Origin of the sequence: Planomonospora corallina, from assembly GCF_042650625.1 — a bacterium.
GTDB lineage: Bacteria > Actinomycetota > Actinomycetes > Streptosporangiales > Streptosporangiaceae > Planomonospora_B > Planomonospora_B corallina.
In genome coordinates, this window is the sequence record NZ_JBHSBM010000016.1 from 297,026 (window position 1) to 321,897 (window position 24,872).

The 24,872-nt window shown below is 73.0% G+C and carries 24 protein-coding genes; 16 read left to right on the forward strand and 8 right to left on the reverse strand.

Features of this window, described 5'->3' with window-relative positions:
• Nucleotides 1–136 precede the first annotated feature (136 nt).
• Nucleotides 137–904, forward strand: coding sequence for a pirin family protein (locus ACFOWE_RS12530; RefSeq protein ID WP_377287445.1), 768 nt, complete (start codon nt 137–139; stop codon nt 902–904).
• A 240-nt stretch (nt 905–1,144) separates the two neighbouring features.
• Nucleotides 1,145–1,870, forward strand: coding sequence for a nitroreductase family protein (locus ACFOWE_RS12535; RefSeq protein ID WP_377287446.1), 726 nt, complete (start codon nt 1,145–1,147; stop codon nt 1,868–1,870).
• A gap of 22 nt (nt 1,871–1,892) precedes the next feature.
• Here ACFOWE_RS12535 and ACFOWE_RS12540 read toward each other — a convergent pair whose 3' ends face one another.
• On the reverse strand, nt 1,893–2,846 hold the full coding sequence (locus ACFOWE_RS12540) for a class I SAM-dependent methyltransferase (RefSeq protein ID WP_377287447.1): 954 nt from the start codon (nt 2,844–2,846) through the stop codon (nt 1,893–1,895).
• Nucleotides 2,847–2,893: 47 nt separating this feature from the next.
• Here ACFOWE_RS12540 and ACFOWE_RS12545 point away from each other — a divergent pair, with 47 nt between their 5' ends.
• Both ACFOWE_RS12545 and ACFOWE_RS12550 read left to right on the forward strand, forming a co-directional pair.
• The gene (locus ACFOWE_RS12545; protein WP_377287448.1) at nt 2,894–3,463 is read left to right on the forward strand and encodes a helix-turn-helix domain-containing protein; all 570 of its coding nucleotides are present in this window, start codon (nt 2,894–2,896) and stop codon (nt 3,461–3,463) included.
• Between the two features lie 255 nt (nt 3,464–3,718).
• Entirely contained in the window at nt 3,719–4,297 is a 579-nt protein-coding gene (locus tag ACFOWE_RS12550) for a pirin family protein (RefSeq protein WP_377287449.1), read from the forward strand.
• Nucleotides 4,298–4,432: 135 nt separating this feature from the next.
• Here ACFOWE_RS12550 and ACFOWE_RS12555 read toward each other — a convergent pair whose 3' ends face one another.
• The 6 genes from ACFOWE_RS12555 to ACFOWE_RS12580 all read right to left on the reverse strand — a co-directional run bounded on the left by ACFOWE_RS12555 (nt 4,433) and on the right by ACFOWE_RS12580 (nt 9,914).
• Nucleotides 4,433–4,720: a YciI family protein gene (locus tag ACFOWE_RS12555; protein WP_377287450.1), complete on the reverse strand. Its 288-nt coding sequence runs from the start codon at nt 4,718–4,720 to the stop codon at nt 4,433–4,435.
• 10 nt (nt 4,721–4,730) lie between these two features.
• Nucleotides 4,731–5,375 (reverse strand): TetR/AcrR family transcriptional regulator, encoded by a 645-nt coding sequence (locus ACFOWE_RS12560; protein ID WP_377287451.1) that lies wholly within the window; start codon nt 5,373–5,375, stop codon nt 4,731–4,733.
• 292 nt (nt 5,376–5,667) lie between these two features.
• A complete protein-coding gene (locus ACFOWE_RS12565) occupies nt 5,668–6,396 on the reverse strand; it encodes an ABC transporter permease (protein WP_377287452.1) in 729 nt (242 codons plus the stop codon).
• Nucleotides 6,397–6,398: 2 nt separating this feature from the next.
• Nucleotides 6,399–7,319, reverse strand: a complete 921-nt coding sequence (locus ACFOWE_RS12570; RefSeq protein ID WP_377287453.1) for an ABC transporter ATP-binding protein — start codon at nt 7,317–7,319, stop codon at nt 6,399–6,401.
• Between the two features lie 476 nt (nt 7,320–7,795).
• Nucleotides 7,796–8,389 carry a flavin reductase family protein gene (locus ACFOWE_RS12575; RefSeq protein ID WP_377287454.1) on the reverse strand — a complete coding sequence of 198 codons (594 nt, stop codon included), beginning with the start codon at nt 8,387–8,389 and terminating at the stop codon, nt 7,796–7,798.
• 589 nt (nt 8,390–8,978) lie between these two features.
• Nucleotides 8,979–9,914 carry a LysR family transcriptional regulator gene (locus ACFOWE_RS12580; RefSeq protein WP_377287455.1) on the reverse strand — a complete coding sequence of 312 codons (936 nt, stop codon included), beginning with the start codon at nt 9,912–9,914 and terminating at the stop codon, nt 8,979–8,981.
• Between the two features lie 131 nt (nt 9,915–10,045).
• Here ACFOWE_RS12580 and ACFOWE_RS12585 point away from each other — a divergent pair, with 131 nt between their 5' ends.
• The 9 genes from ACFOWE_RS12585 to ACFOWE_RS12625 all read left to right on the forward strand — a co-directional run bounded on the left by ACFOWE_RS12585 (nt 10,046) and on the right by ACFOWE_RS12625 (nt 20,348).
• Nucleotides 10,046–11,311: an MFS transporter gene (locus tag ACFOWE_RS12585; RefSeq protein ID WP_377287456.1), complete on the forward strand. Its 1,266-nt coding sequence runs from the start codon at nt 10,046–10,048 to the stop codon at nt 11,309–11,311.
• Entirely contained in the window at nt 11,308–11,958 is a 651-nt protein-coding gene (locus tag ACFOWE_RS12590) for a cysteine hydrolase family protein (protein ID WP_377287457.1), read from the forward strand. The genes ACFOWE_RS12585 and ACFOWE_RS12590 overlap by 4 nt, the downstream gene beginning before the upstream one ends.
• A 243-nt stretch (nt 11,959–12,201) precedes the next feature.
• Entirely contained in the window at nt 12,202–13,071 is an 870-nt protein-coding gene (locus ACFOWE_RS12595) for an alpha/beta fold hydrolase (protein ID WP_377287458.1), read from the forward strand.
• A 141-nt stretch (nt 13,072–13,212) separates the two neighbouring features.
• Complete coding sequence (locus tag ACFOWE_RS12600; RefSeq protein WP_377287459.1) at nt 13,213–14,931, forward strand: FAD-binding protein; 1,719 nt, start codon at nt 13,213–13,215, stop codon at nt 14,929–14,931.
• Nucleotides 14,928–16,025, forward strand: coding sequence for a 2Fe-2S iron-sulfur cluster-binding protein (locus ACFOWE_RS12605; RefSeq protein ID WP_377287460.1), 1,098 nt, complete (start codon nt 14,928–14,930; stop codon nt 16,023–16,025). The genes ACFOWE_RS12600 and ACFOWE_RS12605 overlap by 4 nt, the downstream gene beginning before the upstream one ends.
• A 153-nt stretch (nt 16,026–16,178) precedes the next feature.
• Nucleotides 16,179–17,036 (forward strand): 2-keto-4-pentenoate hydratase, encoded by an 858-nt coding sequence (locus ACFOWE_RS12610; RefSeq protein ID WP_377287461.1) that lies wholly within the window; start codon nt 16,179–16,181, stop codon nt 17,034–17,036.
• A gap of 10 nt (nt 17,037–17,046) precedes the next feature.
• Nucleotides 17,047–17,955: an acetaldehyde dehydrogenase (acetylating) gene (locus ACFOWE_RS12615; protein ID WP_377287462.1), complete on the forward strand. Its 909-nt coding sequence runs from the start codon at nt 17,047–17,049 to the stop codon at nt 17,953–17,955.
• A 177-nt stretch (nt 17,956–18,132) separates the two neighbouring features.
• Nucleotides 18,133–19,155 carry a 4-hydroxy-2-oxovalerate aldolase gene (gene dmpG, locus ACFOWE_RS12620; RefSeq protein ID WP_377287463.1) on the forward strand — a complete coding sequence of 341 codons (1,023 nt, stop codon included), beginning with the start codon at nt 18,133–18,135 and terminating at the stop codon, nt 19,153–19,155.
• An 8-nt stretch (nt 19,156–19,163) separates the two neighbouring features.
• Nucleotides 19,164–20,348, forward strand: coding sequence for an acyl-CoA dehydrogenase family protein (locus ACFOWE_RS12625; RefSeq protein ID WP_377287464.1), 1,185 nt, complete (start codon nt 19,164–19,166; stop codon nt 20,346–20,348).
• 101 nt (nt 20,349–20,449) lie between these two features.
• Here the strand turns inward: ACFOWE_RS12625 and ACFOWE_RS12630 are convergent, their stop codons facing one another.
• Nucleotides 20,450–21,715, reverse strand: a complete 1,266-nt coding sequence (locus ACFOWE_RS12630) for an MFS transporter (RefSeq protein WP_377287465.1) — start codon at nt 21,713–21,715, stop codon at nt 20,450–20,452.
• Nucleotides 21,716–21,814: 99 nt separating this feature from the next.
• Between ACFOWE_RS12630 and ACFOWE_RS12635 the strand changes: the two genes are divergently transcribed.
• The 3 genes from ACFOWE_RS12635 (at nt 21,815) to ACFOWE_RS12645 (ending at nt 24,719) form a co-directional block, all read left to right on the forward strand.
• The gene (locus tag ACFOWE_RS12635; protein ID WP_377287466.1) at nt 21,815–22,900 is read left to right on the forward strand and encodes a DUF5937 family protein; all 1,086 of its coding nucleotides are present in this window, start codon (nt 21,815–21,817) and stop codon (nt 22,898–22,900) included.
• A 153-nt stretch (nt 22,901–23,053) separates the two neighbouring features.
• Nucleotides 23,054–23,560, forward strand: coding sequence for a tetratricopeptide repeat protein (locus tag ACFOWE_RS12640; protein ID WP_377287467.1), 507 nt, complete (start codon nt 23,054–23,056; stop codon nt 23,558–23,560).
• A 241-nt stretch (nt 23,561–23,801) separates the two neighbouring features.
• Nucleotides 23,802–24,719, forward strand: a complete 918-nt coding sequence (locus tag ACFOWE_RS12645; RefSeq protein ID WP_377287468.1) for a VOC family protein — start codon at nt 23,802–23,804, stop codon at nt 24,717–24,719.
• The last annotated feature ends 153 nt before the right edge of the window (nt 24,720–24,872 follow it).

The following is a 24,872-nucleotide window of genomic DNA, read 5'->3' on the forward strand; positions in this document are numbered from 1 at the left end:
CGCGTCATTGAGTTTGTGGAATGAATGATAAGTCATGTACGTTGGACCTGCTGCATGACACGTCATCCTCTTTTTGGATGAGTCCGCCACCACCCCGGAGCACCGTCTCGGAGCACCGTCCCGGAAGGAACCCGGCATGAGCACCCTGTCCCTCGCGCCCCGCGTCGACGTCCGCCGCGCCGCCGAGCGCTTCACCACCGCCACCGGCTGGCTGGACTCCAAGCACTCCTTCTCCTTCGGCCACCACCAGGACGAGGCCAACACCCACCACGGCCTGCTGCTGGTCAACAACGACGACGTCGTGCGCGCCGGCACCGGCTTCGACACCCACCCGCACCGCGACATGGAGATCGTCACCTGGGTGCTGCAGGGCTCCCTGGTCCACCAGGACTCCGAGGGCCACAACGGCGTCATCTACCCGGGCCTGGCCCAGCGGATGAGCGCCGGCACGGGCATCCTGCACTCGGAGAAGAACGACTCCTGGCGCCTGGCGGGCGACGTGCACGACGAGCCGGTGCACTTCGTGCAGATGTGGGTGGTGCCCGACGAGGCCGGCATCGCCCCCGGCTACGAGCAGCTGGAGATCGACGCCGAGCTGCTCGGCGGCGGCCTGGTGCCGGTCGCCTCCGGCATGGCGAAACACGACGGCGCCGCCGTCATCCGGATCAGGAACCGCTACGCCGCGCTGCACGCCGCCCGCCTGCGGGCCGGGCAGAGCGTGCAGCTGCCCGAGGCGCCGTTCCTGCACCTGTTCGTGCCGCGCGGGTCCGTCACGCTGGAGGGCGCCGGCGCGCTGGCCACGGGCGACGCGGTGCGCCTGACCGCCACCGGCGGCCAGAAGGTCACCGCCGCCGAGCCGGCCGAGATCCTGGTGTGGGAGATGCACGCCACCCTCGCCGCCTGACAAGACCGGCAAGCCTGACATCCGACGCCTGGTGCCCGCCGCGCGCAGCGGCGGGCACCAGGACCCCGGCGACCGGCCACGCGCCCCGCGCCGGGACACGACCCGGGACACGACCGGGAAGACCACCCCGGGCACGCGCCCGGACACGACCGAGAAGACGACCGCGAACACGACTGCGAACACGACTGCGAACACGACTGCGAACACGACTGCGAACACGACTGCGAACACGACGAGACCATGACTGCCGACACGACTTCGAACACGACCGCGAACACGGGCAAGACCGCCGCGACCTCGGTGCCTGTGCACCCGCTGCTGGCCGGACGGTGGAGCCCGCGCGGCTTCGAGGCCGCCCACCGCCTCGGTGAGGAGCGGCTGCGGGCGCTGCTGGAGGCGGCCCGCTGGGCGCCGTCGGCCGGCAACAGCCAGCCCTGGCGATTCCTGGCCGCCCACCGCGGCCAGGACGCCTTCACCCGGCTGCTGGAGCTGCTCGACCCCGGCAACCGCGCCTGGGCGGGCGCGGCGAGCGCGCTGCTGCTGGTGGCCGCCGAGACGGCCGACGAGACCGGCCGGGCACGGCCGTGGGCGCTGTACGACACCGGCCAGGCCGTCGCCGCGCTGAGCGTGCAGGCCCAGACCGACGGGCTGGCCGTGCACCAGATGGGCGGCTTCGACGCCGCTGCGGCCCGGGAGGCGTTCGGCCTCGGCGAGACGCTCACCCCCGTCGTCGTGGTCGCCGTCGGCCGCCTCGACGCCGATGCCGTGCTGCCCGAGCCGCTGGCCGCCCGCGAGCGCGCCCCGCGCACCCGTCACCCCCTGGAGAGCCTCCTCCTGCCCGCCGTGCCCGCCGTGCCCGCCGTGCCCGCCGTGCCCGCCGTGCCCGCCGTGCCCGCCGTACCCGCCGTACCCGCCGTGCCCGCCGTGCCCGCCGTACCCGCCGCCCCGGAGGGGCAGGCCGCCTGAGAGAGCGGCGGCGGACAGGTGATCACTCCGGGCCGGAGCCGCCGGCGAGGCGCCGGGCCGCCCACACGGTCCTCTCGGTGCGCACCACGAGGTCGTCGCGGCGCAGCACGCTCTCCGGTCCGTCGTCGTCGATGAGCAGGTCGAGCACGGCCAGGTCGTCCGCGCCGGCCGATCCGGTGAGGGCACCGCGCATCCGCCGCAGCACCGCCTGGGCGTAACGGCCGGCGGCCTCGGGGAGGGGGTCTCCCAGCTCGAGGTCGAACCTCCGCTCGGCCTCGACGGTGAATCCGGCGCGGGACAGGTACGGTCCCCAGTCGGCCCCCAGGTGCGGGACCGCCTCGGTGTGCCGGTGGGCCAGCGCTTCACGGCAGCGGGCCTCCAGCCCCGGGCGCCCGATCCCGAGGTCCTCGGGCAGGAAGCGCGGGAGGCCGTCCAGCTCGATCACGGCCAGGAGCCCGCCGGGGCGGAGCGCGGCGAACGCCTCGCGCAGGGCGCGGCCGGGATCGGCCATGTGGTGCAGGGAGGCGGACGCCCAGATCAGGTCCACGCCGTGGAAGTCCGGCCAGTCCGCGTCCAGGTCCGCCTCGACGGCGCTCACCCGGTCCGCCACGCCGAGCGCGCGGGCCTTGCCGCGCAGGTGGTGCAGCATCTGCGGGGAGCCGTCCACGGCGATCGCGCGGGCGCCGGGGAAGTGCCGCAGCAGGGTGAAGGTCCCGGTCCCGGTGCCGCTGCCCAGGTCGAGGATCCGCCGTACGGGCAGGTCCCCGGCCAGCTCCGCCAGCCAGGCGGTCACCTCCTCCAGGTGCGCGCGCAGGACCTCCGCGTCGAGGTCGAGCATCAGGGCCAGGTCCGCCTCGCCGGATCCGGGCGCGCCGTGGTGGTGGTCGCCGTGGTGGTCGCCGTGGTGGTGGTCGCCGTGGTGGTCGCCGTGGTGGTCGCCGTGGTGGTCGCCGTGGTGGTGCGAGTGCTGTGCCATGCCTCGACTCTACGAGGCTCTTGCGCTCATCGCATACAATCTTGCGTATGACGCAAGAAGATGGCGAGCTCGACGCGCTGGTGCGGATGCGGATCAGGAGTCTCCGGGTGGCCATGGGATGGTCGCTCGACGAGCTCGCCGCCCGCTGCTACCTGAGCCCGTCCACCCTGAGCCGCATCGAGACGGGCCACCGGCGGATCGGCCTGGACCAGCTGACCGCGATCGCCCGAGCCCTGGGCACCACGCTGGACCAGCTCGTGGAGTCCACGGCCGACGACAACGTGGTCATCAGGCCCCGGCACGACGGGGAGCGGGGGATCACCACGTGGATGCTCAACCGGGAACCCGGCGTCACGGTGGCCAAGATGCGGATCACCAGGACGGCCCCGGCGGGCGCCGCGGACCTGAAGGTCCATCCCGGAAGGGAGTGGTTCACCGTCCTGTCCGGGACCGTCGTGCTGCTGCTCGGAGACCGCAGGATCCTCGTCGAGACCGGTCAGGCGGCGGAGTTCTCCACCATGATCCCCCACGCGTTCGGAGCCCACGACGGTCCGGCGGAGATCATCGGCATCTTCGACCACAACGGCGAGCGCACCCACCTCCGCCCGGCCGACTGAAGGCCCTGGGTGATCCATCGGCCCCGGTCCGCCGCCGCGCTCCGGGGGGCCGCCCGCGTAGAGTCGCCCCATGAACGAAGCGGACCGGACGGTGTACGGCTGTGCCGTCGCGGAGGCGGCCGAGCCCGAGAGCGTGCTGCTGCCCGGCCACGACGTGCCGCTGGGCCGCTACACCACCGTGCGCCGCCTGCTGCCGCAGCGTCCGGCCGCGGCATCGCGCACTCCGAGCAGTCGCCGCCCGACCACCCGCCGGGCATGCACGGGCTGCAGCTGTGGGTGGCGCTGCCGGAGCACGCCCGCCACGGCGAGCCGCGCTTCGAGCACCACCCCGCCCTGCCGGTGCCGGACGGCGGCGGGGACGGGACCGTCACCGTCGTGGTGGGCGAGCTGGGAGGTGCGCGCTCCCCGGCCTGTGTGCACAGCCCGCTGCTCGGCGCGGAGGTGCTGCTGGCCTCCGGCGGGCACCGGAGGCTGCCGCTCGACCCCGGCTTCGAGCACGCGGTCCTGGTCATGTCCGGAGCCGCCCGGGTGGCCGGGGTGGACCTGGAACCGGGGGCGCTGCTCTACCTCGGGCAGGGCCGCACCGAGGCGGTCGTCGACGCCGCAGGCCCGGCGCGGTTGTTCCTGCTCGGCGGCGAGCCGTTCGACGAGCCGCTGGTGATGTGGTGGAACTTCGTCGGCCGTTCCCACGAGGAGATCGCGCAGGCTCGGGACGACTGGATGTCCGGCCGCCGGTTCGGCACGGTGACCGGCTGCGAGGCCGAGCCGCTGCCCGCGCCCGAGATGCCGACCGTCCGGCTCAAGGCGCGCGACCGGCACGGCCGGACCGTCTAGATGCACCGACCCTCAGGGGCGTTCGGCCGGGGCGGCCGTGGGCGGCGGTCCCCGGCCGCGCCCGGCGGCTCTCCCGGGGTGGTGCCGGCCGGGTCCGGGGGGTAGGGCGCACGCGGGGTCCGGCGGGGGACGCGCTCAGGCGAGCAGGAACTTCAGGCGGTCGTCGGCCAGCCACGGCGCGATCTCCATGATCTCCGCGCTGACGATGTCCTCGGCGACGAACGGGTCGGCCGCCACCCGGCTCTCCAGCTCTTCCCGGGAGGTGCCGTGCGCCACGATCGCACCGCCCAGTCCCGGCTGGATGCCGCCGACCAGCAGGAACACGCCGTCATCGACGCCGCGCCTGATCCATTCCTGGTGGCCGGGCATGTGCTGTCCGGCCGCGCTCCTGTTGGCGGAGAACCGCAGCGACACCACGAACATGTGATCCCTCTCAGATGGTCGGACCCGCATCCCGTCGGGCATCGGCCTGCGCGCTGTCCTCAGGTGCGGCGGGCGCGGTGCTCCGGGTGCCGGCGGAGTACGCGCTCAGCCAGTCGTGCATCCGCCGCACCTCGCGGCGGATGAAGTCCTCGTCCCGGAAGGCGTGCGCCAGCGTGGCGACGCCCTGGCTGAAGGCCAGTACGTGCATCGCCAGCGCGTCGGCCTGCGCCGGATGCCCCAGCTGCGTGAACTGCTCACGCAGCCATGTCCGGAAGAGCGTGAACAGGCCGCTCGCCTCATCCAGCGCGGGGTGGCCGAGTTTGGCCAGCTCCGTGGTCAGGGTGCCCACCGGGCAGCCGTAGTCCTGGATGTCGGCGCGGTTGGTCACCACGATCTCGACGAACCGGCGGATCCGGCCGGCGGGGTCGGCCTCCTCGGCCTCCCACCGCTGCAGCATCCGCCGCCTGTCCTCCAGCCGTGCGTCGATCACCGCGCTCAGGATGTCGTCCTTGGACTTGAAGTGGTAGTAGAAGTTCCCCCGCGATATCCGCACGGCCTCGGCGATCGCCGCGAAGGACGTGTGCTCGTAGCCCTGCCGGTAGAACAGCCGGTCGGCCGCTTCGACGATCTGGGCCCGGGTCGCCGCTGCGCCCATCGCTTCACACCTCCCGCATCGCCTGCTTCACGGAACCGCTCTAGGACATTCGTCCTAGGCAGATATTAGGACGTTCGTCCTATGCGCTGTCAACCGGCCCTGCGCCCCGCCGCTCCTCGCAGAGCCGGATCGAGCACGCCGGAAGGCTCCCGCCGCGGCGCAGGAGGAATTTTGTGAATCGGTCTCCTCGCGCACGGTCGCCGCATCACCGGAAGTGAGACGGAGCCCGGCAACCGGACGCTCTCGTGAGCGCCGCCGAACGCCGTGCTCCGCGATCCGGCCGCCGTTCCGCCTACACCCTGGCCGCGTCGCGGCGGTAGAGGCCGATCACCAGGGCCAGCGCGACCAGGAACCACGCCGCCATCACCCCGACGCCCAGCAGATCGAGCGCCATCCCGGTGAGCCGGTCACGGGGGATCTCCGCCAGCCAGTAGCTCGGCAGCACCTTGGCCAGCGAGGCCATGAAGCCCGGCAGGACGTCCACCGGCATCCACAGTCCGCCGAGCATGGCCATCGGCAGATAGACCGCAAGGCCGATCGGCTGCGCAGACTCCGGCTTCACGGCCATCCCGATGAGCAGGCCGAGCACGGTGAACGGCAGTGAGCTGACCCAGCAGGAGAGGACGATCGCCAGCCACTGCCCGGCGGTGAGCTCGATGCCCTTGACCAGCAGCCCGGACAGGAAGACGAGCAGCACGGCCGGGAGCGCCAGGATCATCGCCACTGCGATCTTGACGGCGACGTAGCCCCAGCCGGGCAGGGGGGTGAGCCTCAACTGCCTGTTCCACCCGGCCTGTCGCTCCAGGCCGACCCGGGGGCCCACGGCGAACGCCACCGACATGGCGCCGAACGCCGCCATGCTGATCATCATGTAGGTGTCCATGTCCAGTCCGCCGGCGCGATCCGAGCCGAAGACCTCCGACATGACGAGGAAGAACACCATCGGGAACGCGATGGTGACGACGAGGAACTCGACCGACCTGGAAAGGACCTTGAGCTCGGTCCAGATCAACGCACCCATGGTCACACCTCTTTCATGACCGGTTCGTCGGCGGTCAGCGCAACGAACGCGTCCTCCAGCGACATCGCCGTCACCGAGATGTCACGAGCGCGGGGATACTCCGCCAGCAGCGCGCGCAGCGCGGCGTCGGAGTCGGAGCAGTGCAGTTCGACGTGCTCACCGCGGAGCCGGACGGTGCCCACTCCTGGCAGGGCGGCCAGCGGTTCGACGCCGGTCTCCCCGACCGTCGCCCTGATGGTGCGCCCGTCGACCTTGGCGACGATCGCGCCCACCGAGCCGTCGGCGACGATCTTCCCCTGCCGCATCAGCACCACGCGGTCGGCGAAGTCCTGCGCCTCGGCCAGGTAGTGGGTGGCGAACACCACGGTGCGCCCGCCGGTCGTGTAGTCGCGCATCGCCGCCCAGAACTCCTGGCGGCTCTGCACGTCCATCGCCACGGTCGGCTCGTCCAGCACCAGCAGGTCGGGATCGCACACCAGGGCCGCGGCGAAACGCGTCCGCTGCTTCTGGCCGCCGGACAGCCCGCTGTATTTGAGCTTGGCGTACTTCGTGACCCCCGCCCGGGCGATGGCATCGTCCACCTTCATCGCCTTCGGGTACTGCGCGGCCATCACCTGGACGATCTCCCGGCTGGTCATCTCGCCCAGGAAACCGCCCGACTGGAGCATCGCGCCGACCAGCCCGTCGGCCGCGGCCCGGCGGGGGGACCTGCCGAACAGCTCGATCTCCCCGCTGTCCGGAGTGGTCAGGCCGAGCAGCATCTCCATCCTGGTGGTCTTGCCCGCCGCGTTCGGCCCGAGCAGGGCGACCACCTCGCCCGGCGCGATGCGCAGGTTCAGATCGTCGACCGCCCGTACCTCACCGAAGGTCTTACGCAAGCCCTCCAGGCTCACCGCCGCATCCGTTTCCGCCGTATCAGCCATGACTTCGACTATCGCAAAAACACCGGATCATGTCTGCTGCCGTACATATCGATGAAGAAACACCGGGGCTTTTCCGTCCTCGCGCGATCCCGCGGTTCCGCGGGACGGTGATGGCCTTGCGCAGGCGTCCGGTCCCTGCCGGGGTCACGGTGGATACTGGCACGATCGTCCCGTCCGGAGAGGCGATGACCTGGACGAGGAGCGGAAGGCGCGGATGCCCGCGTATGCGTGCGGAGAACGCGCGGAGAACGCGCGGAGAAGGCAATTCCCGTCACGACCGGTGGCGGATGTGAGATCGCGACTCGGCCGGCGGAGACCCATTCCCCGAATAGGGAAGCGCTAAAAAGACATCAACAACCGGAAACGTACGGAGTACGTCGACTCCTGCGCCCGTCCACCGCACCCTCCGACCGGATGACGAAATTCGCTCAGCGGCTGGGCGCCGATCCCGCCCGGCGCCGCCCGAGGCGGGCATGTCACCCCCAGCGGTCGCCCCAGCCCCACGTCCCCGGCCCGATCGGCGGCCGTACCGGGGACTCCCGCTCGTCGACGCCGAACCGCCCCCGGAAGAAGATCATCGGCCGTCGCTCGCCGGCCGTCTCCGGCTCCAGCTCCAGGACCCGGCCGATCACCACGTCGTGGTCGCCGGCCACGTGCACGCCGTACACCTCGGCGTGCACCCGCAGCAGCACACCGCGCAGGGCCGGGGTCCCCCACCGGGACAGGTCCCAGTCGAGCCCCTCGAACTTCTTCCCCCTGCTGGAGCCGAAGCGCCCGCACAGGTCCACCTGGTCCTCGCCCAGCACGTTCACGCAGAAGCGCCCGTTCCTGCGGATCCTCGGCCACGTCCGGCCGGAGTGGTCGGCGCAGAACAGCACCAGGGGCGGTTCGAGGGAGACGGAGGCGAACGCCTGGCAGGCGAAGCCCACCGCCTCGCCGCCGTCGGCCCCGGTGACCACCGTGACGCCGCTGGCGAACGATCCCATCGCCCGCCGCATCTCCGCCGGGGTGGGCGGAGCCGGGTCGGGGGGCGCGCCGGGACTCGCCGTGAGCGCGGACTCGGCTGCCATGGCAATCACCTCGCCTCTTCCGGGCACGGCCGTCCGGCCGTTGTGGGACGACCGTAGGCCGCACCGTACACCCGGTGGGACGGGCGATCCCGTTGAGCGGAAGGTTCCCGGGACCGGCCCGCGCCACCCGTCCGCCCCGTCCGAAGCCCCGCCCGCACCGCACCGCCCACCCGGCCCAGCGCTCCCGAAGACATCCCACAGCGCTAAGCGTCGAGCAATGACGGTGATTCGAGTGCCCAGGCAGCCACGTTCGGAGAGGTGGCTCGCCGGGACCTTCGCAGTTTGGTCTGCCCCGGATCCTGTGGAGTCGCCCGAGCACACCTCCTGGTCGTCCTGGCTGTCATCGTCGTTATCCGACCGGCCCGTCGTTGAGGAGGCCGTCACCGCGTACACGCGAGTTGCGCCAGGCCCGGTGGAGACCAGAAATCCGCTGTTGATCCGGGGCTTTCGAGTTGAGTCGACAGTCCACAGCTTTGATCACCGTCACGGCGTGTGAGGCATGCGGAGGGGCGGAGCCGGAGTGCGTCCATGCCTGCCGGGGGCCACCGTCCGTCGATCCGGCCGTGATGATCGCAGAAGCGGCGGCGTTTCAGCGCGGGATGGCCCAGTCCGGCGTCCAGGTCCCGGCGGCGCCGTGGCCGGTCGCCGTGGCGGCGAGGTGGGCGCGGAGGGAGGCCAGTGCCGGGTGGGGGTTGGCGCGGTGCCACAGCAGCGAGTGCGGGTAGACGGGTGTGGGGTCGGTCACCGGGATGCGGCGCAGGCCGTGGCCGGCGGGCCAGACCAGGCGGGTCTGCTCGCCCATGAAGGTCGCCAGTGCCGGGGTGTCGGCGATGGTGTCCAGGAGGGCGTCGGAGCCGAAGTTGGGGCCGGTCGCCTCGATGGTGAGACCGAACTCGGCAGCCAGGTCGTCGTAGTAGGCGGCCCACTCGGTGCCCGGAACGATGCCGGGCATCCAGATCCGGTGCCCGGCGAGCCGGGCGACGGTCACCGACCGGGCGGACGCCAGCGCGTGGACGGGACCGGTGAGGAGCTGGAGCGGCTCGTCGAGCACCCGGACGGAGGCGATGCCTTCGGGAAGGGGTCGGCCGGGCACGGCGACGGCGCGGAAGGACGCGTCGATCGCACCGGAGGAAAGAGCGGCGACGGCCGTCTCGATGTCGAACAGCATCACCACGTCGAGCTCGATCTCGGGGTGTGCGCGGTGGAAACCGCGCATCAGGCCCGAGGCCGCGACGCGCGAGGCGATCACGTCGACGCGCAGCGGGCGGCTGCCGGGGAGCACGGACGCGACCGCGCGCTCGGCGGCCCGGAGCAGTTCGCGGGCGTGGGGCAGGAACGCCTGCCCGTCGATGGTGAGCTCGGGGCCGCGCGGAGTGCGGGTGAACAGCCGTACGCCGAGGTCCTTCTCCAGGGCGGCGATGCGTTTGGAGACGGCCTGCTGAGTGATCGACAGATCCGCGGCGGCGTCCTGGAACCGGCCGGCCTCCACGACGGCGACGAAGGTGCGCACAGCATCGAGATCCACACCGGCCGACCTTAGTGCACAACTAGAAGTTGTGCACTAGCGCGCTCCGGTTGTTTGAACCTCCTATCGGCTGCACGTTTTGATCTCTCGAATCAACGATCGGTTGTTTTCCGGAGATGGTGGGGTGCGCATTGGGAAGGTCGCTGGGGCGGCGGTTCGGGTGGTTGTGGGCCGCGTACGCGGCCAGCGCGTTCGGCACGTGGCTCGCGTTCGACGCGTTCGCCCTGATCGCGATCCTCGCCCTGGGCGCGGGGCCCGCCGAGGTGTCGGCACTGGCCGCCGCGGGCCTCGCGGTCGGGGCGGTGGTCGCGGTGCCGCTCGGGCCGTGGGTGGAGTTCCGGCGCAAGCGGCCGGTGATGATCGCGATGGACCTGGTGCGGTTCGCGGCGCTGATGAGCGTGCCCGCCACCTACCTGCTCGGCCGGCTGAGCTTCGCCCAGCTCCTGGTCGTGGCGGTGGTCGTCGGCGCGGCCGACATCGCCTTCACCGCGGCGAGCGGGGCATGCCTGAAGGCGCTCGTCCGCTCCGAGGACCTGATCGTCGCCAACGGGCGGCTGGAGGCCACGACCTGGACCGCCACCGCGCTCGGGCCGCCGCTCGGTACCGCCGCGATCGGGCTGGTGGGCCCGGTGGCGAGCGTGGCGGCCAACGCGGTCGGCTTCCTGCTGTCGGCCGCCGGGATCGGCGCCATCGGCGGGCGGGAACCGCGCCCCCCGCGCCCCGCGCGAACCGCCCCACCGCCCCGGCCGGGAGCCGGCGGCCTGCTGGAGGGATGGCGCCACATCCTGGCCGGCCCGGCGCTGCGCCCGTTGTTCTTCAACACCGTCCTGGTCAACGGCCTGATCATGGCGGCCTCGCCGTTGCTCGCCGTCCTCATGCTCGGCGACCTCGGGTTCGCCCCCTGGCAGTACGGCCTCGCCTTCGGCGTCCCCTGCGTCGGCGGCCTCATCGGCTCGCGGCTGGCCCGCCCGCTCCTGGCACGGTTCGGACAGCACAAGGTCATGCTCACCACCGGGACGCTGCGCGCGTGCTGGCCGCTCGGATTGGCCTTCGTCGGCCCCGGCCCCACGGGACTCCTCCTCGTCGTCGCCGTCGAGTTCGGGCTGATCACCTGTATGGGCGTGTTCAACCCGGTGTTCGCCACCTACCGGCTCCAGCAGCTCCCGCCGGACCGCATCGCCCGCACGCTGACCGCCTGGTCGATCACCAGTAAGACCACCATCGCGGCCATGACCGGCGCATGGGGCCTGCTGGCCGACCTCACCAGCCCTCGCACCGCGATCGCGATCGCCGGTCTCCTCCTCCTGGCGACCCCGCTCCTCCTGCCACGAGGCGACCGCACGCCCCGATTCGACAACGCCGACCAGGCGCCACCGGAAAGGCAGACACTCGTATGAGCACCACCTCCGCGCTCGACCCGGCGCACACCGCCCTGCTCGTCATGGACTACCAGCCCGTGATCCTGGCGCTGCTGCCTGAAAGCACCAGGGAAGCCCTGCTGGAACGCATGGAAAAGGTCATCGCCGAGGTTCGCACCAGGGGCGGCACCATCGCCTATGTCCGGGTCGGCTTCACCGAGGCCGACTGGGTTGCGATCCCGCCCACCAGCAGGTCGTTCGCACCGATCGCCCAGCACCGTCTCATGCACCACGCAGATCCCGGCACCGCTATCCACGGGCGTCTCGCTCCCCAGGACGGGGACATCATCGTGCGTAAGACCCGCTACGGCGGCCTGTCCACCACCGGCCTCGATCAGCGGCTGCGCGAACACGGCATCACCACTCTGGCCATCGCGGGCATCAGCACCAGCGGTGTCGTCCTGTCCACCGTCCTCGACGCGGCCGACCGCGACTACCAGCTCCACGTCTTGGCCGACGGCGTCGCCGGCCCTGACCCCGACGTGCACGACGTCCTGCTCTGTCAGGTCTTTCCCTCACGGGCCCACATCCTCCAAACCGCCGAGTTGCACGCCCTCCCATCCGCCATCTCGCGCTTGCGCGGTTCGCCCGCCATGGCGATCAGATCGGCCAGCGAGCGGCCGTAGCGATCCAGGGAGGGAACCACCGGAGTGTCCCCGGCGGCCGGGCTCGCGTGGTCGGGCGACCAGCTCCCGCATCCAGTCGTACAGCTCCGTGCGGCCGTCCCCGGTGGTGGCGTAGATGGTGCGCTCCGGGCGCCCCGGGCCGGTCCCGCTGGCCGGGATCGTCACGGCGGGCGCGCGCGGGCGCGTGGTTACGTTCCCGCGTGACCGACATCCCGTCGGCCCTCCCTACGACCGAGGCGGACGATGACCACGGAGCCGAGCCACGAGTCGACGCTGCGCGAGCTCGCGACGGACCAGGGCGTGCTGCGCTACCACGAGGCCGGCGACGGGCCGCCCCTGCTGATGCTGCACGGTTCCGGCCCCGGCGTCACCGGCTGGCGGAACTTCCGCGGCAACCTGGCCGCCTTCGCCGAGCACTTCCGCTGCCTGGTCCTGGAGTTCCCCGGCTTCGGCGTCAGCGACCCGACCGGCGCCCACCCCATGGCCGCCGCGCCCGGCGCGGTGCTGCGCCTGCTGGACGGGCTCGGCATCGAGCAGGCCGACATGATCGGCAACTCCATGGGCGGCATCGTCGCCGCCCAGGTGGCGATCTCCCACCCCCGCCGGGTACGCCGGCTGGTCACCATCGGCGGGCTCGGCACGAACGTCTTCAGCCCCGGCCCCGGCGAGGGCATCAGGCTGCTCATGGAGTTCACCGAGGAGCCCACCCGCGAGGCGCTCGTGCGCTGGCTGCACTCCATGGTCTACGACCCGGCCCTCGTCACCGAGGAGATGGTCGAGGAACGCTGGGCGCAGGCCACCGACCCCGGCACGCTCACCTCAGCCCGCCGGATGTACGGCCGCGCGGCGGTCGCGGCGCGCGACGCCGCCTTGGCGGCCTCGGACGCCCCGCCGTACTGGGCGATGCTGCACAAGATCAGAGCCAGGACGCTGATCACCTGGGGCCGCGACGACCGGGTCACCCCCCTCGACATGGCGATCGTGCCGATGCGGACCATCCCCGACGTGGAGCTGCACGTGTTCCCGAACTGCGGGCACTGGGTGATGATCGAGCAGCGGGCCGCCTGGGAGAGCGCCGTGCTGGCCTTCCTGACCCGCAAGGAGGAGCCGTGAGCGAGCGGAGCGAGCGGAGCGAGCGGAGCGAGCGGACCACGGGCACGGCGGCGCCGCCCGCGCGGCCGGCGGAGGAGGGCGTGTGAACGAGCGGACCACGGGCACGGCGGCGCCGCTCACGCGGCCGGCGGAGGAGGGCGCATGAGCACGCAGGAATGGGACGAGGAGTACGACCTCGTCATCGTGGGCAGCGGGGGAGGCGGCATGACGGCCGCGCTCACCGCCGCCGCGGACGGCCTCTCGCCCCTGATCGTGGAGAAGGGCTCCCGGTACGGCGGGAGCACCGCGATCTCCGGCGGCGGCATCTGGATCCCCAACAACCCCGTGCTGCGCGCCGAGGGCCACGACGACAGCCGCGAGTCCGTCCGCCGCTACCTCGACCTGCTCACCGCCGGACGGGTGCCCGCCGCCCGGCTCGACGCCTACGTCGACCACGGCCCGGCCGCGATGGAGCTGCTCTGCCGGAGCAGGTGGATGCGCTTCTCCTGGACCAGGGGCTACTCCGACTACCATCCCGAGCTGGAGGGCGGCCGGCCGCTCGGCCGGTCCGTCGAGGCGCTGCCGTTCGACACCCGCAAGCTCGGCCCCGACGAGCGCCACCAGCGCCCCAACAGCATGAAGGGCCCGCTGGGCCTGTGGATCACCGCCAAGGACTACCACGACCTCGCGATGGCCAAGCGCACCTGGCGCGGGCGCTGGGCCTCGGTCGTGGCCGCCTGGCGGGTCTCCTCCAACCTGGTCCGCCGCCGCCACATGGCCACCGGCGGGCGCGCGCTCGTCGCCCGCATGCGCATGGCGCTCAAGGACGCCGGAGTCCCGCTCCGGCTCAGGACCACCATGACCGACCTGGTCACCGACGACCGCGGCGCCGTCACCGGCGTCGTCGTCGAATGCGAGGGCCGCACGCTCAGAGTGCGCGGCCGCCGCGGCGTGCTGCTGGCCACCGGCGGCTTCGACCACAACCACGAGATGCGGGAGAAGTACCTGCCGGAGGGCGGCAGGGCCGACCGCAGCATGGGCGCCAGGGAGAACACCGGAGACGGCATCCTGGCCGGCGAGCGGGCCGGCGCGGCGCTCGACCTCATGGACGACGCCTGGTGGATGCCGGCGGTCCGGCACCCCGCCGGCGCGCTCATCCCGCTGCTGTCCGAGCGCTGCATCCCGCGCTCGGTCATCGTCTCGGCCGAGGGGCGGCGCTTCACCAACGAGTCCGCGCCGTACGTCAACTTCGTCCGGGACCAGCTGGCCGGCGGCCACGTCCCGGCGTGGTTCGTGATGGACGCCGCGGCCCGCTCCCGCTACCCGTTCGCGCAGATCCTGCCCGGCGCGCCGATCCCGCAGGCGTTCTACGACGCCGGCATCGTGCACCGGGCGGGCACGCTCGCCGAACTGGCGAAGAGGATCGGCGTGCCGCCGGACGCCCTGGCCGAGACCGTCGAGCGCTTCAACGGCTTCGCCCGCGCCGGGAAGGACCCCGACTTCGGCCGGGGCGACAGCGCCTACGACCGCTACTACGGCGATCCCACGCTGCCGAACCCGAACCTCGACGTGATCGACCGGGCGCCGTACTACGCCGTGCGGATCGAGGTCGGCGACCTCGGCACCAAGGGCGGGCTGGTCTGCGACGAGCACGGCCGGGTGCTGCGCGAGGACGGATCGGTGATCGAGGGCCTGTACGCCACCGGCAACGCCTCGGCCTCCGTGATGGGCAACGAGTACCCCGGCCCCGGCGCCACGATCGGCCCCTCCATCGTCTTCGGCTACCTCGCCGCCCGGCACGCCGCCGGCAGGGCGGGCGCCGCGGGCTCCCCGGCCGGCCCGGCCGGCCCGGCGGCAGGCGACGCCCCCCAGGGGGCATGACCATGACGCAGCCCGGGCCGCTCAGGGTACGGGTCGTCGAGGTGATCCGCGAGACCGCGGACGCGCACTCGCTCGTGCTCGAACCCGCCGACGGCGACCACGGCCGCCTCGGCTACCGGCCCGGGCAGTTCCTCACCGTGCGCATCCCCGCCGGCCGGGAGGGATGGACGGCGCGCTGCTACTCGCTGTGCAGCTCCCCGGTCAGGGACGAGAAGCTCAAGGTGACCGTCAAGCGGGTCGCGGGCGGCCACGGCTCCAACTGGATCTGCGACAACGTCGCCGAGGGCGACGTGCTGGAGGTGCTGCGGCCCTCCGGCACGTTCACCCCGCGCACGCTCGACGGCGACCTCCTGCTGCTGGCGGCCGGGAGCGGCATCACGCCGGTGATGTCGATCCTCAAGTCCTGCCTGCACGCGGGGAGCGGGTCGGTCGCCCTCGTCTACGCCAACCGGGACGAGAACTCGGTGATCTTCCGGGACGAGCTGGCCGCGCTGGCCCGCGAGCACGCCGGCCGGCTCACCGTGATCCACTGGCTGGAATCGGTGCAGGGCCTGCCGGCCGCGGAGACCCTGGCCGCGCTGGCCGGGCCGTACGCGGGGCGGGAGGCGTTCGTCTGCGGGCCCGAGCCGTTCATGGACCGGGTGGCCGAGGCCCTGGCCGGCCTCGGCGTGCCGTCCGGGCGGGTCCACGTGGAGCGCTTCACCTCGCTGACCGGAGACCCGTTCGCCGGTCCCGCTCCGGCCGCCGAGGACGACCGGGACGACCGGAGCGCCGGGTCCGCCGGATCCGCCGGGTCCGCCGGGGATACGGCGGAACCGGACGGCGAGCTCGAGGTCGAGCTCTACGGCGAGCGGAGGACCCTGCCCTGGCCGCGCGGGAGGCGCCTGCTCGACGTGCTGCTGGAGGCGGGGCTGGACGCGCCGTTCTCGTGCCGGGAGGGGAACTGCAGCGCGTGCGCCTGCGTGCTCCTCGAGGGCGAGGTCGCCCTGGAGGCCAACAACGTCCTCGACGCCCGGGACCTCGCCGACGGCCTCATCCTCGGCTGCCAGGCGATCCCGGTCAGCGAGCGCGTCAAGGTCACCTACGACGCCTGACCGTCCGGCGGTCCGCCTTCCCTCCCACTGAGCGGGAGGCGGCCGCCACGGACGCGGCGGCGCTGAGACCTTTGACCGCGGAACGGCGGAACCGTCCCGCGACCCTCTCAGCACGACGCCCGTACGACCCCCGGCCACCAGGAGGCTTTTGCGATGCTGGACGCGGCGGAACGCCAGGCCGTGGCCGACCGGCTCTGGGCGGCGCAGCGGGACCGCGCGCCGATCGAGCCGCTGACCGCCTCCCACCCCGGCATCGACGTCGTCGACGCCTACGAGATCCAGCTGCTCAACATCCGCCGCCGGCTCGCCGCCGGAGCCCGGGTGTACGGGCACAAGGTGGGCCTGTCGTCACCGGTGATGCAGCGGATGATGGGCGTCGACGAACCCGACTACGGGCACCTGCTCGACGACATGGTCCTGTCCGAGCACACCCCCATCCCGGCCGGCGCGTACTGCTACCCGCGCGTCGAGGTCGAGATCGGCTACGTGCTCGGCGCGAGCCTGCCCGGAGAGGGCTGCACCGAGGCCGACGTGCTCGCCGCCACCGAGTACGTCGTGCCGAGCATCGAGCTCATCGACAGCCGCATCGAGGACTGGCGGATCGGCCTGGCCGACACCGTCGCCGACAACGCCTCCTCGGCCGGGGTGATCCTCGGCTCCGCCCGGGTGCGCCCCACCGAGCTGGACCTGGCGGGCATCGAGGCCGTGCTCTACGAGGTCGGCCCCCGGAGCGGGGACGGCGGCCCCGGCGGAGGCCCCGGCGGGGGTCCCGGTGGAGGCTCCGGCGGGGGAGCGGCCGAGGTCGCCCGCGGCACCACCGCGGCCGTCCTGGGGAACCCCACCACCGCCGTGGCCTGGCTGGCCCGGAAGGTCGCCTCCTTCGGGGTGAAGCTGGAGGCCGGGCACGTGATCCTCCCCGGCTCCTGCACCCGCGCCGTGGACGTGCGTCCCGGTCAGGTCTTCCGCGCCGAGTTCACCGGGCTCGGCTCCGTGACCGCTCGATTCGAATGAAGGTGAGACCGTGAGCAAGGCGACCGCCGCGATCGTCGGTTCGGGGAACATCGGCACCGACCTGATGTACAAGCTGCTCCGCTCCGAGGTGATCGAGCCGCGCTGGATGATCGGCGTCGATCCCGACAGCCCCGGCCTGAAGCGGGCGGCCGGCCACGGTCTGGCCGCCTCCGCCGAGGGCGTGGAGTGGCTGCTGGCGCAGGACGAGCGGCCCGACCTCGTCTTCGAGGCCACCTCCGCCTCCGTGCACCGGGCCAACGCCCCCAGGTACGAGGCGCTCGGCATCCAGGCGGTCGACCTGACCCCCGCCGCCCTCGGCCCCGCCGTCGTGCCCCCGGTCAACCTCGGCGCCCACCTGGACGCGCCCAACGTCAACCTGATCACCTGCGGGGGACAGGCCACCATCCCGATCGTGCACGCCGTCGCCCGCGTCACCGAGGTCCCCTACGCGGAGATCGTCGCCAGCGTCGCCTCCCCGTCGGCCGGCCCCGGGACGCGGGCGAACATCGACGAGTTCACCCTCACCACCAGCCGGGGCATCGAGGAGATCGGCGGCGCGGCCAGGGGCAAGGCCATCATCATCCTCAACCCCGCCGAGCCGCCGATGCTCATGCGGGACACGGTCTTCTGCGCGATCGCGGCCGACGCCGACCGCGACGCGATCGCGGCCTCGATCGGGGACGCCGTCGCCGAGGTGGCGTTGTACGTGCCCGGTTACCGGCTCCGCGCCGAGCCGCAGTTCGACGACCCCACGCCGGTCAGCGGCGGGCTCGCCCGCGTCGCGGTCTTCCTGGAGGTCGAGGGAGCCGGTGACTTCCTGCCGCCCTACTCCGGGAACCTCGACATCATGACCGCCGCCGCCACCCGGGTCGGCGAGGGTTTCGCGCGGCGCGTCGTCTCCGCGCGGGCCGCGGGCTGAGCGCGGCGCACCGCCTCGGCGCGGGCCGCGGACCGAGCACCGCCCCGGCGTGTCCCAGAGCCCGCCCCGCGCCGCCCGGCACCCCCTGCGCGCCGCCCGGCGTCCCCCTCCGCGCCAGCCCGAGCCCGTCCGCGCCCGTCCGCGCCCGTCCGCGCCCGTCCGAGCCAAGGAGATCCCATGCCCTACAGCGCCGACCTCGACATCCGGGTCACCGACTCGTCACTGCGCGACGGCTCGCACGCCAAGCAGCACCGGTTCACCGCCGAGCACGTCCGCTCCATCGTCGCGGCCCTCGACGAGGCCGGCGTGCCGGTCATCGAGGTCACCCACGGCGACGGCCTCGGCGGATCGTCGTTCACCTACGGCTTCAGCCACACCCCCGAGCAGGAGCTCATCAAGGCCGCGGTCGCGACCGCGAAGCGGGCGAAGATCGCGTTCCTGATGCTGCCCGGCCTCGGCGTCCTGGACGACATCCGCGAGGCCGCCGGCAACGGCGCGGGCATCTGCCGCATCGCCACGCACTGCACCGAGGCCGACATCTCCGTCCAGCACTTCGGCCTGGCCCGGGACCTGGGCCTGGAGACCGTCGGCTTCCTGATGATGGCGCACAGCCAGCCGCCGGAGGTCCTCGCGAAGCAGGCGCGGATCATGGCCGACGCCGGCTGCCAGTGCGTGTACGTCGTCGACTCCGCCGGCGCGCTGATCATGGAGCAGACCGGCGACCGGATCGCCGCGCTCGTCGCCGAGCTCGGCTCCGACGCCCAGGTCGGCTTCCACGGCCACGAGAACCTCGGCCTCGGCGTCGCCAACTCCGTCATCGCCGTACGGGCCGGCGCCCTGCAGATCGACGGCTCGACGCGCCGCTTCGGGGCCGGGGCCGGCAACACCCCCGTCGAGGCGTTCGCCGCGGTCGCCGAGAAGCTCGGCATCCGCACCGGCATCGACGTCCTGAAGATCATCGACGCGGCGGAGGACGTCGTCCGCCCGGTCATGGACGGCGAGTGCCTGCTCGACCGGCTCTCGCTCACCATGGGCTACGCCGGTGTCTACTCCAGCTTCCTCAAGCACGCCGACCGGCAGGCGAGGCGGTACGGCGTCTCCGGCGCCGAGATCCTCATCGAGGCCGGACGCCGCAAGCTCGTCGGCGGCCAGGAGGACCAACTCATCGAGATCGCAGTCGCCCTCGCGGCGAAGAAGTGAGAGCCGCCATGACCAACCAGGTGCTCGACGCCATCATGGAACGCGCGGACGAGATCCGCGCACTGGGGCCGTCGAACGAGAGACTCGGCCGGCTGGACGACCAGGCGGCCAAGGCGCTGCGGGACACCGGTGTGATCCGCATGCTCCAGCCGGCCGTCCACGGCGGCCTGGAGGTCCACCCGAGGGAGTTCGCCGAGACCGTGATGGGCATCGCCGCCCTCGACGGCTCCACCGGCTGGGTGGCCGGCATCGTCGGCGTGCACCCGTGGGAGATGGCGTTCGCCGATCCGAGGGTGCAGCAGGAGGTCTGGGGGGAGGACCAGGACACCTGGATCGCCTCGCCGTACGCGCCGATGGGCGTCGCCCGCCCGGTCGACGGCGGCTACGTCTTCAATGGGCGCTGGCAGTTCTCCTCCGGCACCGACCACTGCGACTGGATCTTCCTCGGCGGCATGCTCGGCGACGCCGGAGGCGGGATGGTCCAGCCGCCCGTCCCGCTCCACCTGATCCTGCCGCGCCCGGACTACGAGATCGTCGAGGACTCCTGGGACGTGGTGGGCCTGCGCGGCACCGGGAGCAAGGACATCGTCGTGAAGGACGCGTTCGTCCCCGACCACCGCGTCATCCCCTTCGCCAAGGTCGTCGACGGCAGCGCGCCCAGGGAGGCCGGGCTGGCCAACCCGCTCTACCACGTCCCGTTCTCCTGCGCCTTCCCGCTCGGCATCACCGCCGCGGTGATCGGCGTCTGCGAGGGCGCCCTCGCGCACCACCTGGACTACCAGAGGACCCGCGTCCAGATCACCGGCACGAGGATCAAGGACGACCCCTACGTGCTCTACGCGATCGGCGAGGCCGCCGCGGAGATCCAGGCGTCGCGCGTCGCGCTGCTCGACAACGTCTGCCGGATGTACGACGCCGTCGCCGCGGGCAGGGAGGTCTCCTTCGCCGAGCGCGCGGCCGGCCGCCGCACCCAGACCCGGGCGGCCTGGCGCGCGGTCCGGGCGGTCGACGAGATCGTGGCCCGCTCCGGCGGCAACGCCATGCGCATGGACAACCCGATCCAGCGCTTCTGGCGCGACGCGCACACCGGCCTGGCGCACGCCATCCACGTGCCCGGCTCGGTCTTCCACGTCTCCGCTCTCACCGAGCTGGGCATCGAGCCCCCGCCCGGCCCGATGCGCTCGATGATCTAGCGTTCCGGCGGTGCTCCGCGACCCCGTGCGCCGGGGCGGCGGGGGAAGACGGCCACCCCGGCCACCCCGGCCGCCCGGGCCCTCGCCGTACCGGCCCGGCGTCAGCCCCCGCGACGTGCCAGGACACCGGCCTCGCCCGTCTCGCCTACGGGCAGGCCCGCTCCGCTCGGCCCCTGGTCCTTCTCGGCGGCGACGGCGGAGGCGGACAGCAGCGTCGCAGCGGAGAGGCCGCCCCAGAGGGCGGCCGAGCCGTGGGAGGCGAGAGCGGTGATGACCGCCGGGGAGACGGCGAGCCCGAAGCCCGTGGAGAGCTGGAAACGGGCGAGGGCGCGTCCCAGGAGATGGGCCGGGGCGAGGGCGGTGACGAGCGCGGTGGCGCTGCCGGCATAGATGATCTCGCCGATGGTGCAGACCACGGACACCGCGGCGACGGCCGGGGCGCCCCAGCCTTGTCCCAGCGAGGTGGCCGCGAGGAAGCCGAGGTAGGACGCGGCGAGTACCACGCCGGAGAGAGCCAGCACGGCCCGCCGGGGGAAGCGGGACATCAGGACGGTGACCGGAACCTGCAGGGTGACCACCAGCACCGTGTTCGCCACGAAGATGGCCGCCGACCACACCGGAGAGGCTTGCATCTGCGTCACCAGGATCAGGGGGAGCGCGATCTCGGGGACGTTGAGGCAGAAGACGTAGATCACGTTGGCGGCCAGCAGCGCGCGCATCCGGGGTGCGGGCTCGTCGTCCCTGCTCTCGGCCGCGGCAGCGGCCGGATGAGCGCGTACATGGACCGACCACGCCAAGGCCGCCGCAGCGAGGTAGGCGAACCCGGTGACGGCGGCCAGCGCCTGCAGGGCGGCGGTGCCGCCCGCCAGACACGCGGTGGCGAGCAGGGCGCCCGCGCCCAGGCCGGCGTTGCGCAGGGCGCGGCCTCCCGCGAGCGCGGCGTCACGCTCGCGGCCATGGGCGACCGTGGCCACGAGAGCCGCATGGGCGGCCGGCCAGGCCTGGTTGCCGATGCCCAGGAAGAGCGCCGCCGTCGCGAACAGCCAGACGTTCCCCGTCGGGGCGGCCAGCAGCAGCGCCACGCCCACCACCCGCACCAGCATCGACGCCGCCACGACCGTGCTTCGTGCGCCCCGGTCCAGCCATCGGCCCACCACGGGCACGCACACCAGACCCATGACGACGCCGGCCGTCATGGCGATGCCGGTGACCGGCGCGGACAGCCTCAGCACCATCACCCCGTAGAGCAGCAGAAAGGGGCGCAGCAGGCCGGTGCCGAGCGCGTCCACGGCCAGGGCGACGGCGTAGCGGGGGCCTCCGGAGGCACGGACGAGGGCACGCGGCCGGATCTCGGTGGTGGTTGCCATGGCGTCAACAGTGCGTTCGGCCGCCGGACCGACCGCGTCGATTGACGGACACCGTCAATCGACGCGGTCGCCGGCCGTCCGGCCAGCGATGATGAGGGGATGGCGCTGAGGATCGACATCGGCGGCCTGCCGCCCGGGCGACTGCGGTTCGCCGCGTCCCCGCTGGCCGAGCTGACCGCGATGCTGCACGTGCTGGCCGAACCCGGGCACCACCCGCAGCTCGCCGGCTGGGCCGGGGACGTCTGGGCCGGGCTGCCGCCGGAGCTGGCAGAGCGGCTCAGGGAGGCGGAGTTCCTCTGGCGTTCCTCACGAGCCGACTTCCTGGTCCCCGCCCGGCCCCGGCCGACCCTCGCCGAGGAGCTGGACGATGTGGACCGGATCGACGATGAAACCTATGTGACCGCCGCGCTCGTCACCACGTGTGGCAGCAACCGGGTCCACTTCGCCGCGCCGTCGCCGCTCACCGACGCGGCGGCGCGCGAGCGGGCCCTGGACCTGGCTCAGGCCCGCGGCGCGCTTCAGGAGGCCTTCGCGGAACGGCTGCTCGCGGACCCGGCCGCTGTGCGGGCGCGGGTACGCCACACCCTCGAACAGTGCGCCGAGGCCTTCTTCGACGCCGCCTGGACGGGTGTCGCCGTGCGGCTCGCCACCGACCTGCGCCTGAAGAACGACCTGCTGAAGCGGCAGGGCATCGGGGCGGCACTCGCGTCGGTCTCCGGCGCGATCACCCTGGCGCCGGACGGCGACCGCATCATCGTGGACAAGCTGCAGGACAAGGCGACCCCCGCCCACAGCGGCGGGGTCACCTTCCTCCCCAGCGTCTTCGGCCGCCCGCACCTGGTGGTGGTCCACGCGCCCGGGTGGCAGCCGGTGGTGCAGTACCCCGTCGCCGAGGCGAGTCCGTCGGAGCCGGTATCGCTGGAAACGCTCACGCTACGGCTGGAGGCACTCGCGCATCCGGTACGGCTGCGGCTGCTGCGCACCCTGGCCCGCGGCCCGCACACCACCGGTGAGCTGGCCCACGCCTGGGAACTCTCACCCCCGGAGGTCTCCCGCCACCTCGCCGTCCTGCGCCGCGCGGGCCTGCTCACAGCCCGGCGGCACGGTCGCTACGTCCGCTACACCGTCAATCTTCCCGATCTGACGGCACTGGGGACCGACCTGCTGGCGGCCGTACTACGTTGAGCGGCTCCGGCCTGCCGGAATGCGGTCGGCGGCCTCGGCCGGCACCCCGGACCTCCACCCAGCCGATGACCAACACGACCGCCGAAGGTCCCGCCCTCGAACAAGCCCAGGTCGAAGCGATCTCAGGCGCGCGGGAGGGCTTAGTGTCGGGTTGTGATCTTCCAGGAAATCAGCAGGCTCATCGCCTACGACGAACGGCAGCGGATGGTCCCCGCCGACCGCGCCCGGCTCACCGCGCTCGTCGACTCGGCCCGCGCCCAGGACCCCGCCGACTACACCACGCTGCGCGCGCTGGGGGTCGGGCTGCTGGTCCTGGGCGAGTACGGTGACGCCATCCACCACCTCGGCCGTGCGCTCGACCTGGCGGAGACGAGCGGCATGCGGATCGCCGCGTCCATCAACCTGGCCGACGCCCATCGCTACTCGGGCGACGCGGCGACCTCGGAGGCCATCTGCCGCGAGATGCTCGCCCTGGCGAGGGAGGAGGTCCCCGAGATGGTGTACTTCCCGCTCCAGCATCTCGGGAAGACCCTCATCGACCTGGACCGCAGGCAGGAGGCGCGCGAGGTGCTGCAGGAGGCCCTGGCCCTGCGCGCGGCCGAAGGGGACCCCGAGCTGATCACCAGAAGCCGGGAGGCCCTGCGGCTCCTCGACACCTGACGCCCGGCGGCGCTCCCCACCGCTCCCCACCGCTCCCCACTGCGCCGCACCGCCGCCGCTCACGTCGAAGGCCCGCCGGTCCCCGCCCGCCGTGCGCCGGATCCGGCGGGCGGGACTCTCACTGAGCGGGAGGGCCCGGGCGGGCCTCCGGCGGCCCTGCCACCGTGAGATGCACCGGGGACCGCCCGCCCGGCGGCGGCCGGACACCGCTGACGGCGACGAACGAACGTGGGGTGAGGAGATGACCCAGATCCGCGGGCTCGGCTACCTGAGGGTCCAGACACGCGACCTCGGCCGCTGGCGCGAGCTGACGGTCGACGCCCTCGGCTTCGCCGAGGGCACCGGACCGGACCCGGACGGCCTCTACCTGCGCATGGACGAGCGCCGGGCGCGGCTGGCCGTACTGCCCGGCGACACCGACCGGGTGCTGGCCGTCGGCTGGGAGGTCCGCGACCAGTTCGCGCTGGCCGCGGTCGGCCGCGCGGTCGAGGCATCCGGCGTCGCGGTCAAGGTGCTCTCGGCGCGCGAGTCGGCCGAGCGCGGCGCGGAGAAGGTCATCGCGTTCGACGACCCGGCCGGCACCCCCGTCGAGGTCTTCTTCGGCCCCGTCCTCGACCACGGCCCGCTCCGCACCGGCCTGGCGCAGGCGTTCGTCACCGGCGCCCAGGGCATGGGCCACGTGGTCATCCCCACCACCTGCATGGACGAGACCGTCTCGTTCTACGCCGAGGTGCTCGGCTTCCTGCCGCGCGGCGCGATGCGGATCGGCCCGAAGGCCGCCGGCCCCGGGCCGCGGATCCGCTTCATGGGCGTCAACCGGCGCCACCACAGCCTGGCGGTCTGCCCCGCCCCGCACGGGGAGGAGCCCGGCCTGGTCCACCTCATGGTCGAGGTCGACACGCTCGACGCGGTGGGCCGCGCGCTGGACAACGTGCGCCGGCTCGGCTTCTCCGTCTCCTCCACGCTCGGCCGGCACACCAACGACAAGATGGTCTCCTTCTACGTGCGGGCCCCCGGCGGCTGGGACATCGAGTACGGCACCGACGGCATGCTCGTCGACGAGACGTGCTACACCGCCGAGGAGATCACCGCCGACAGCTACTGGGGGCACGACTGGTCCGGCTCCGAGCCGCACGCCGCCTTCACCCCGCGCGCATGAGCGGGCCGACGGGCCCGGCACACGGGAACGGCGCACACGGGAACGGCACGCACGGGAACGGAGGAGGACGGGTGAGCGACCTGCCACCGGTGGAGCCGGTCCGCGCACGTGCGCTCGCCGCAGCCGACCACGAGTGCGACGTGCTCGTGGTCG

Coding starts and splice junctions, on each gene's coding strand:
- dmpG (WP_377287463.1), top strand. CDS start 18,133: ATGCCCTACAGCGCCGACCTCGACATCCGGGTCACCGACTCGTCACTG.
- ACFOWE_RS12535 (WP_377287446.1), top strand. CDS start 1,145: ATGACTGCCGACACGACTTCGAACACGACCGCGAACACGGGCAAGACC.
- ACFOWE_RS12625 (WP_377287464.1), top strand. CDS start 19,164: ATGACCAACCAGGTGCTCGACGCCATCATGGAACGCGCGGACGAGATC.
- ACFOWE_RS12545 (WP_377287448.1), top strand. CDS start 2,894: ATGACGCAAGAAGATGGCGAGCTCGACGCGCTGGTGCGGATGCGGATC.
- ACFOWE_RS12570 (WP_377287453.1), bottom strand. CDS start 7,319: ATGGCTGATACGGCGGAAACGGATGCGGCGGTGAGCCTGGAGGGCTTG.
- ACFOWE_RS12560 (WP_377287451.1), bottom strand. CDS start 5,375: ATGGGCGCAGCGGCGACCCGGGCCCAGATCGTCGAAGCGGCCGACCGG.
- ACFOWE_RS12575 (WP_377287454.1), bottom strand. CDS start 8,389: ATGGCAGCCGAGTCCGCGCTCACGGCGAGTCCCGGCGCGCCCCCCGAC.
- ACFOWE_RS12610 (WP_377287461.1), top strand. CDS start 16,179: ATGCTGGACGCGGCGGAACGCCAGGCCGTGGCCGACCGGCTCTGGGCG.
- ACFOWE_RS12600 (WP_377287459.1), top strand. CDS start 13,213: ATGAGCACGCAGGAATGGGACGAGGAGTACGACCTCGTCATCGTGGGC.
- ACFOWE_RS12540 (WP_377287447.1), bottom strand. CDS start 2,846: ATGGCACAGCACTCGCACCACCACGGCGACCACCACGGCGACCACCAC.
- ACFOWE_RS12630 (WP_377287465.1), bottom strand. CDS start 21,715: ATGGCAACCACCACCGAGATCCGGCCGCGTGCCCTCGTCCGTGCCTCC.
- ACFOWE_RS12530 (WP_377287445.1), top strand. CDS start 137: ATGAGCACCCTGTCCCTCGCGCCCCGCGTCGACGTCCGCCGCGCCGCC.
- ACFOWE_RS12555 (WP_377287450.1), bottom strand. CDS start 4,720: ATGTTCGTGGTGTCGCTGCGGTTCTCCGCCAACAGGAGCGCGGCCGGA.
- ACFOWE_RS12605 (WP_377287460.1), top strand. CDS start 14,928: ATGACCATGACGCAGCCCGGGCCGCTCAGGGTACGGGTCGTCGAGGTG.
- ACFOWE_RS12565 (WP_377287452.1), bottom strand. CDS start 6,396: ATGGGTGCGTTGATCTGGACCGAGCTCAAGGTCCTTTCCAGGTCGGTC.
- ACFOWE_RS12550 (WP_377287449.1), top strand. CDS start 3,719: ATGCACGGGCTGCAGCTGTGGGTGGCGCTGCCGGAGCACGCCCGCCAC.
- ACFOWE_RS12590 (WP_377287457.1), top strand. CDS start 11,308: ATGAGCACCACCTCCGCGCTCGACCCGGCGCACACCGCCCTGCTCGTC.
- ACFOWE_RS12645 (WP_377287468.1), top strand. CDS start 23,802: ATGACCCAGATCCGCGGGCTCGGCTACCTGAGGGTCCAGACACGCGAC.
- ACFOWE_RS12635 (WP_377287466.1), top strand. CDS start 21,815: ATGGCGCTGAGGATCGACATCGGCGGCCTGCCGCCCGGGCGACTGCGG.
- ACFOWE_RS12595 (WP_377287458.1), top strand. CDS start 12,202: ATGACCACGGAGCCGAGCCACGAGTCGACGCTGCGCGAGCTCGCGACG.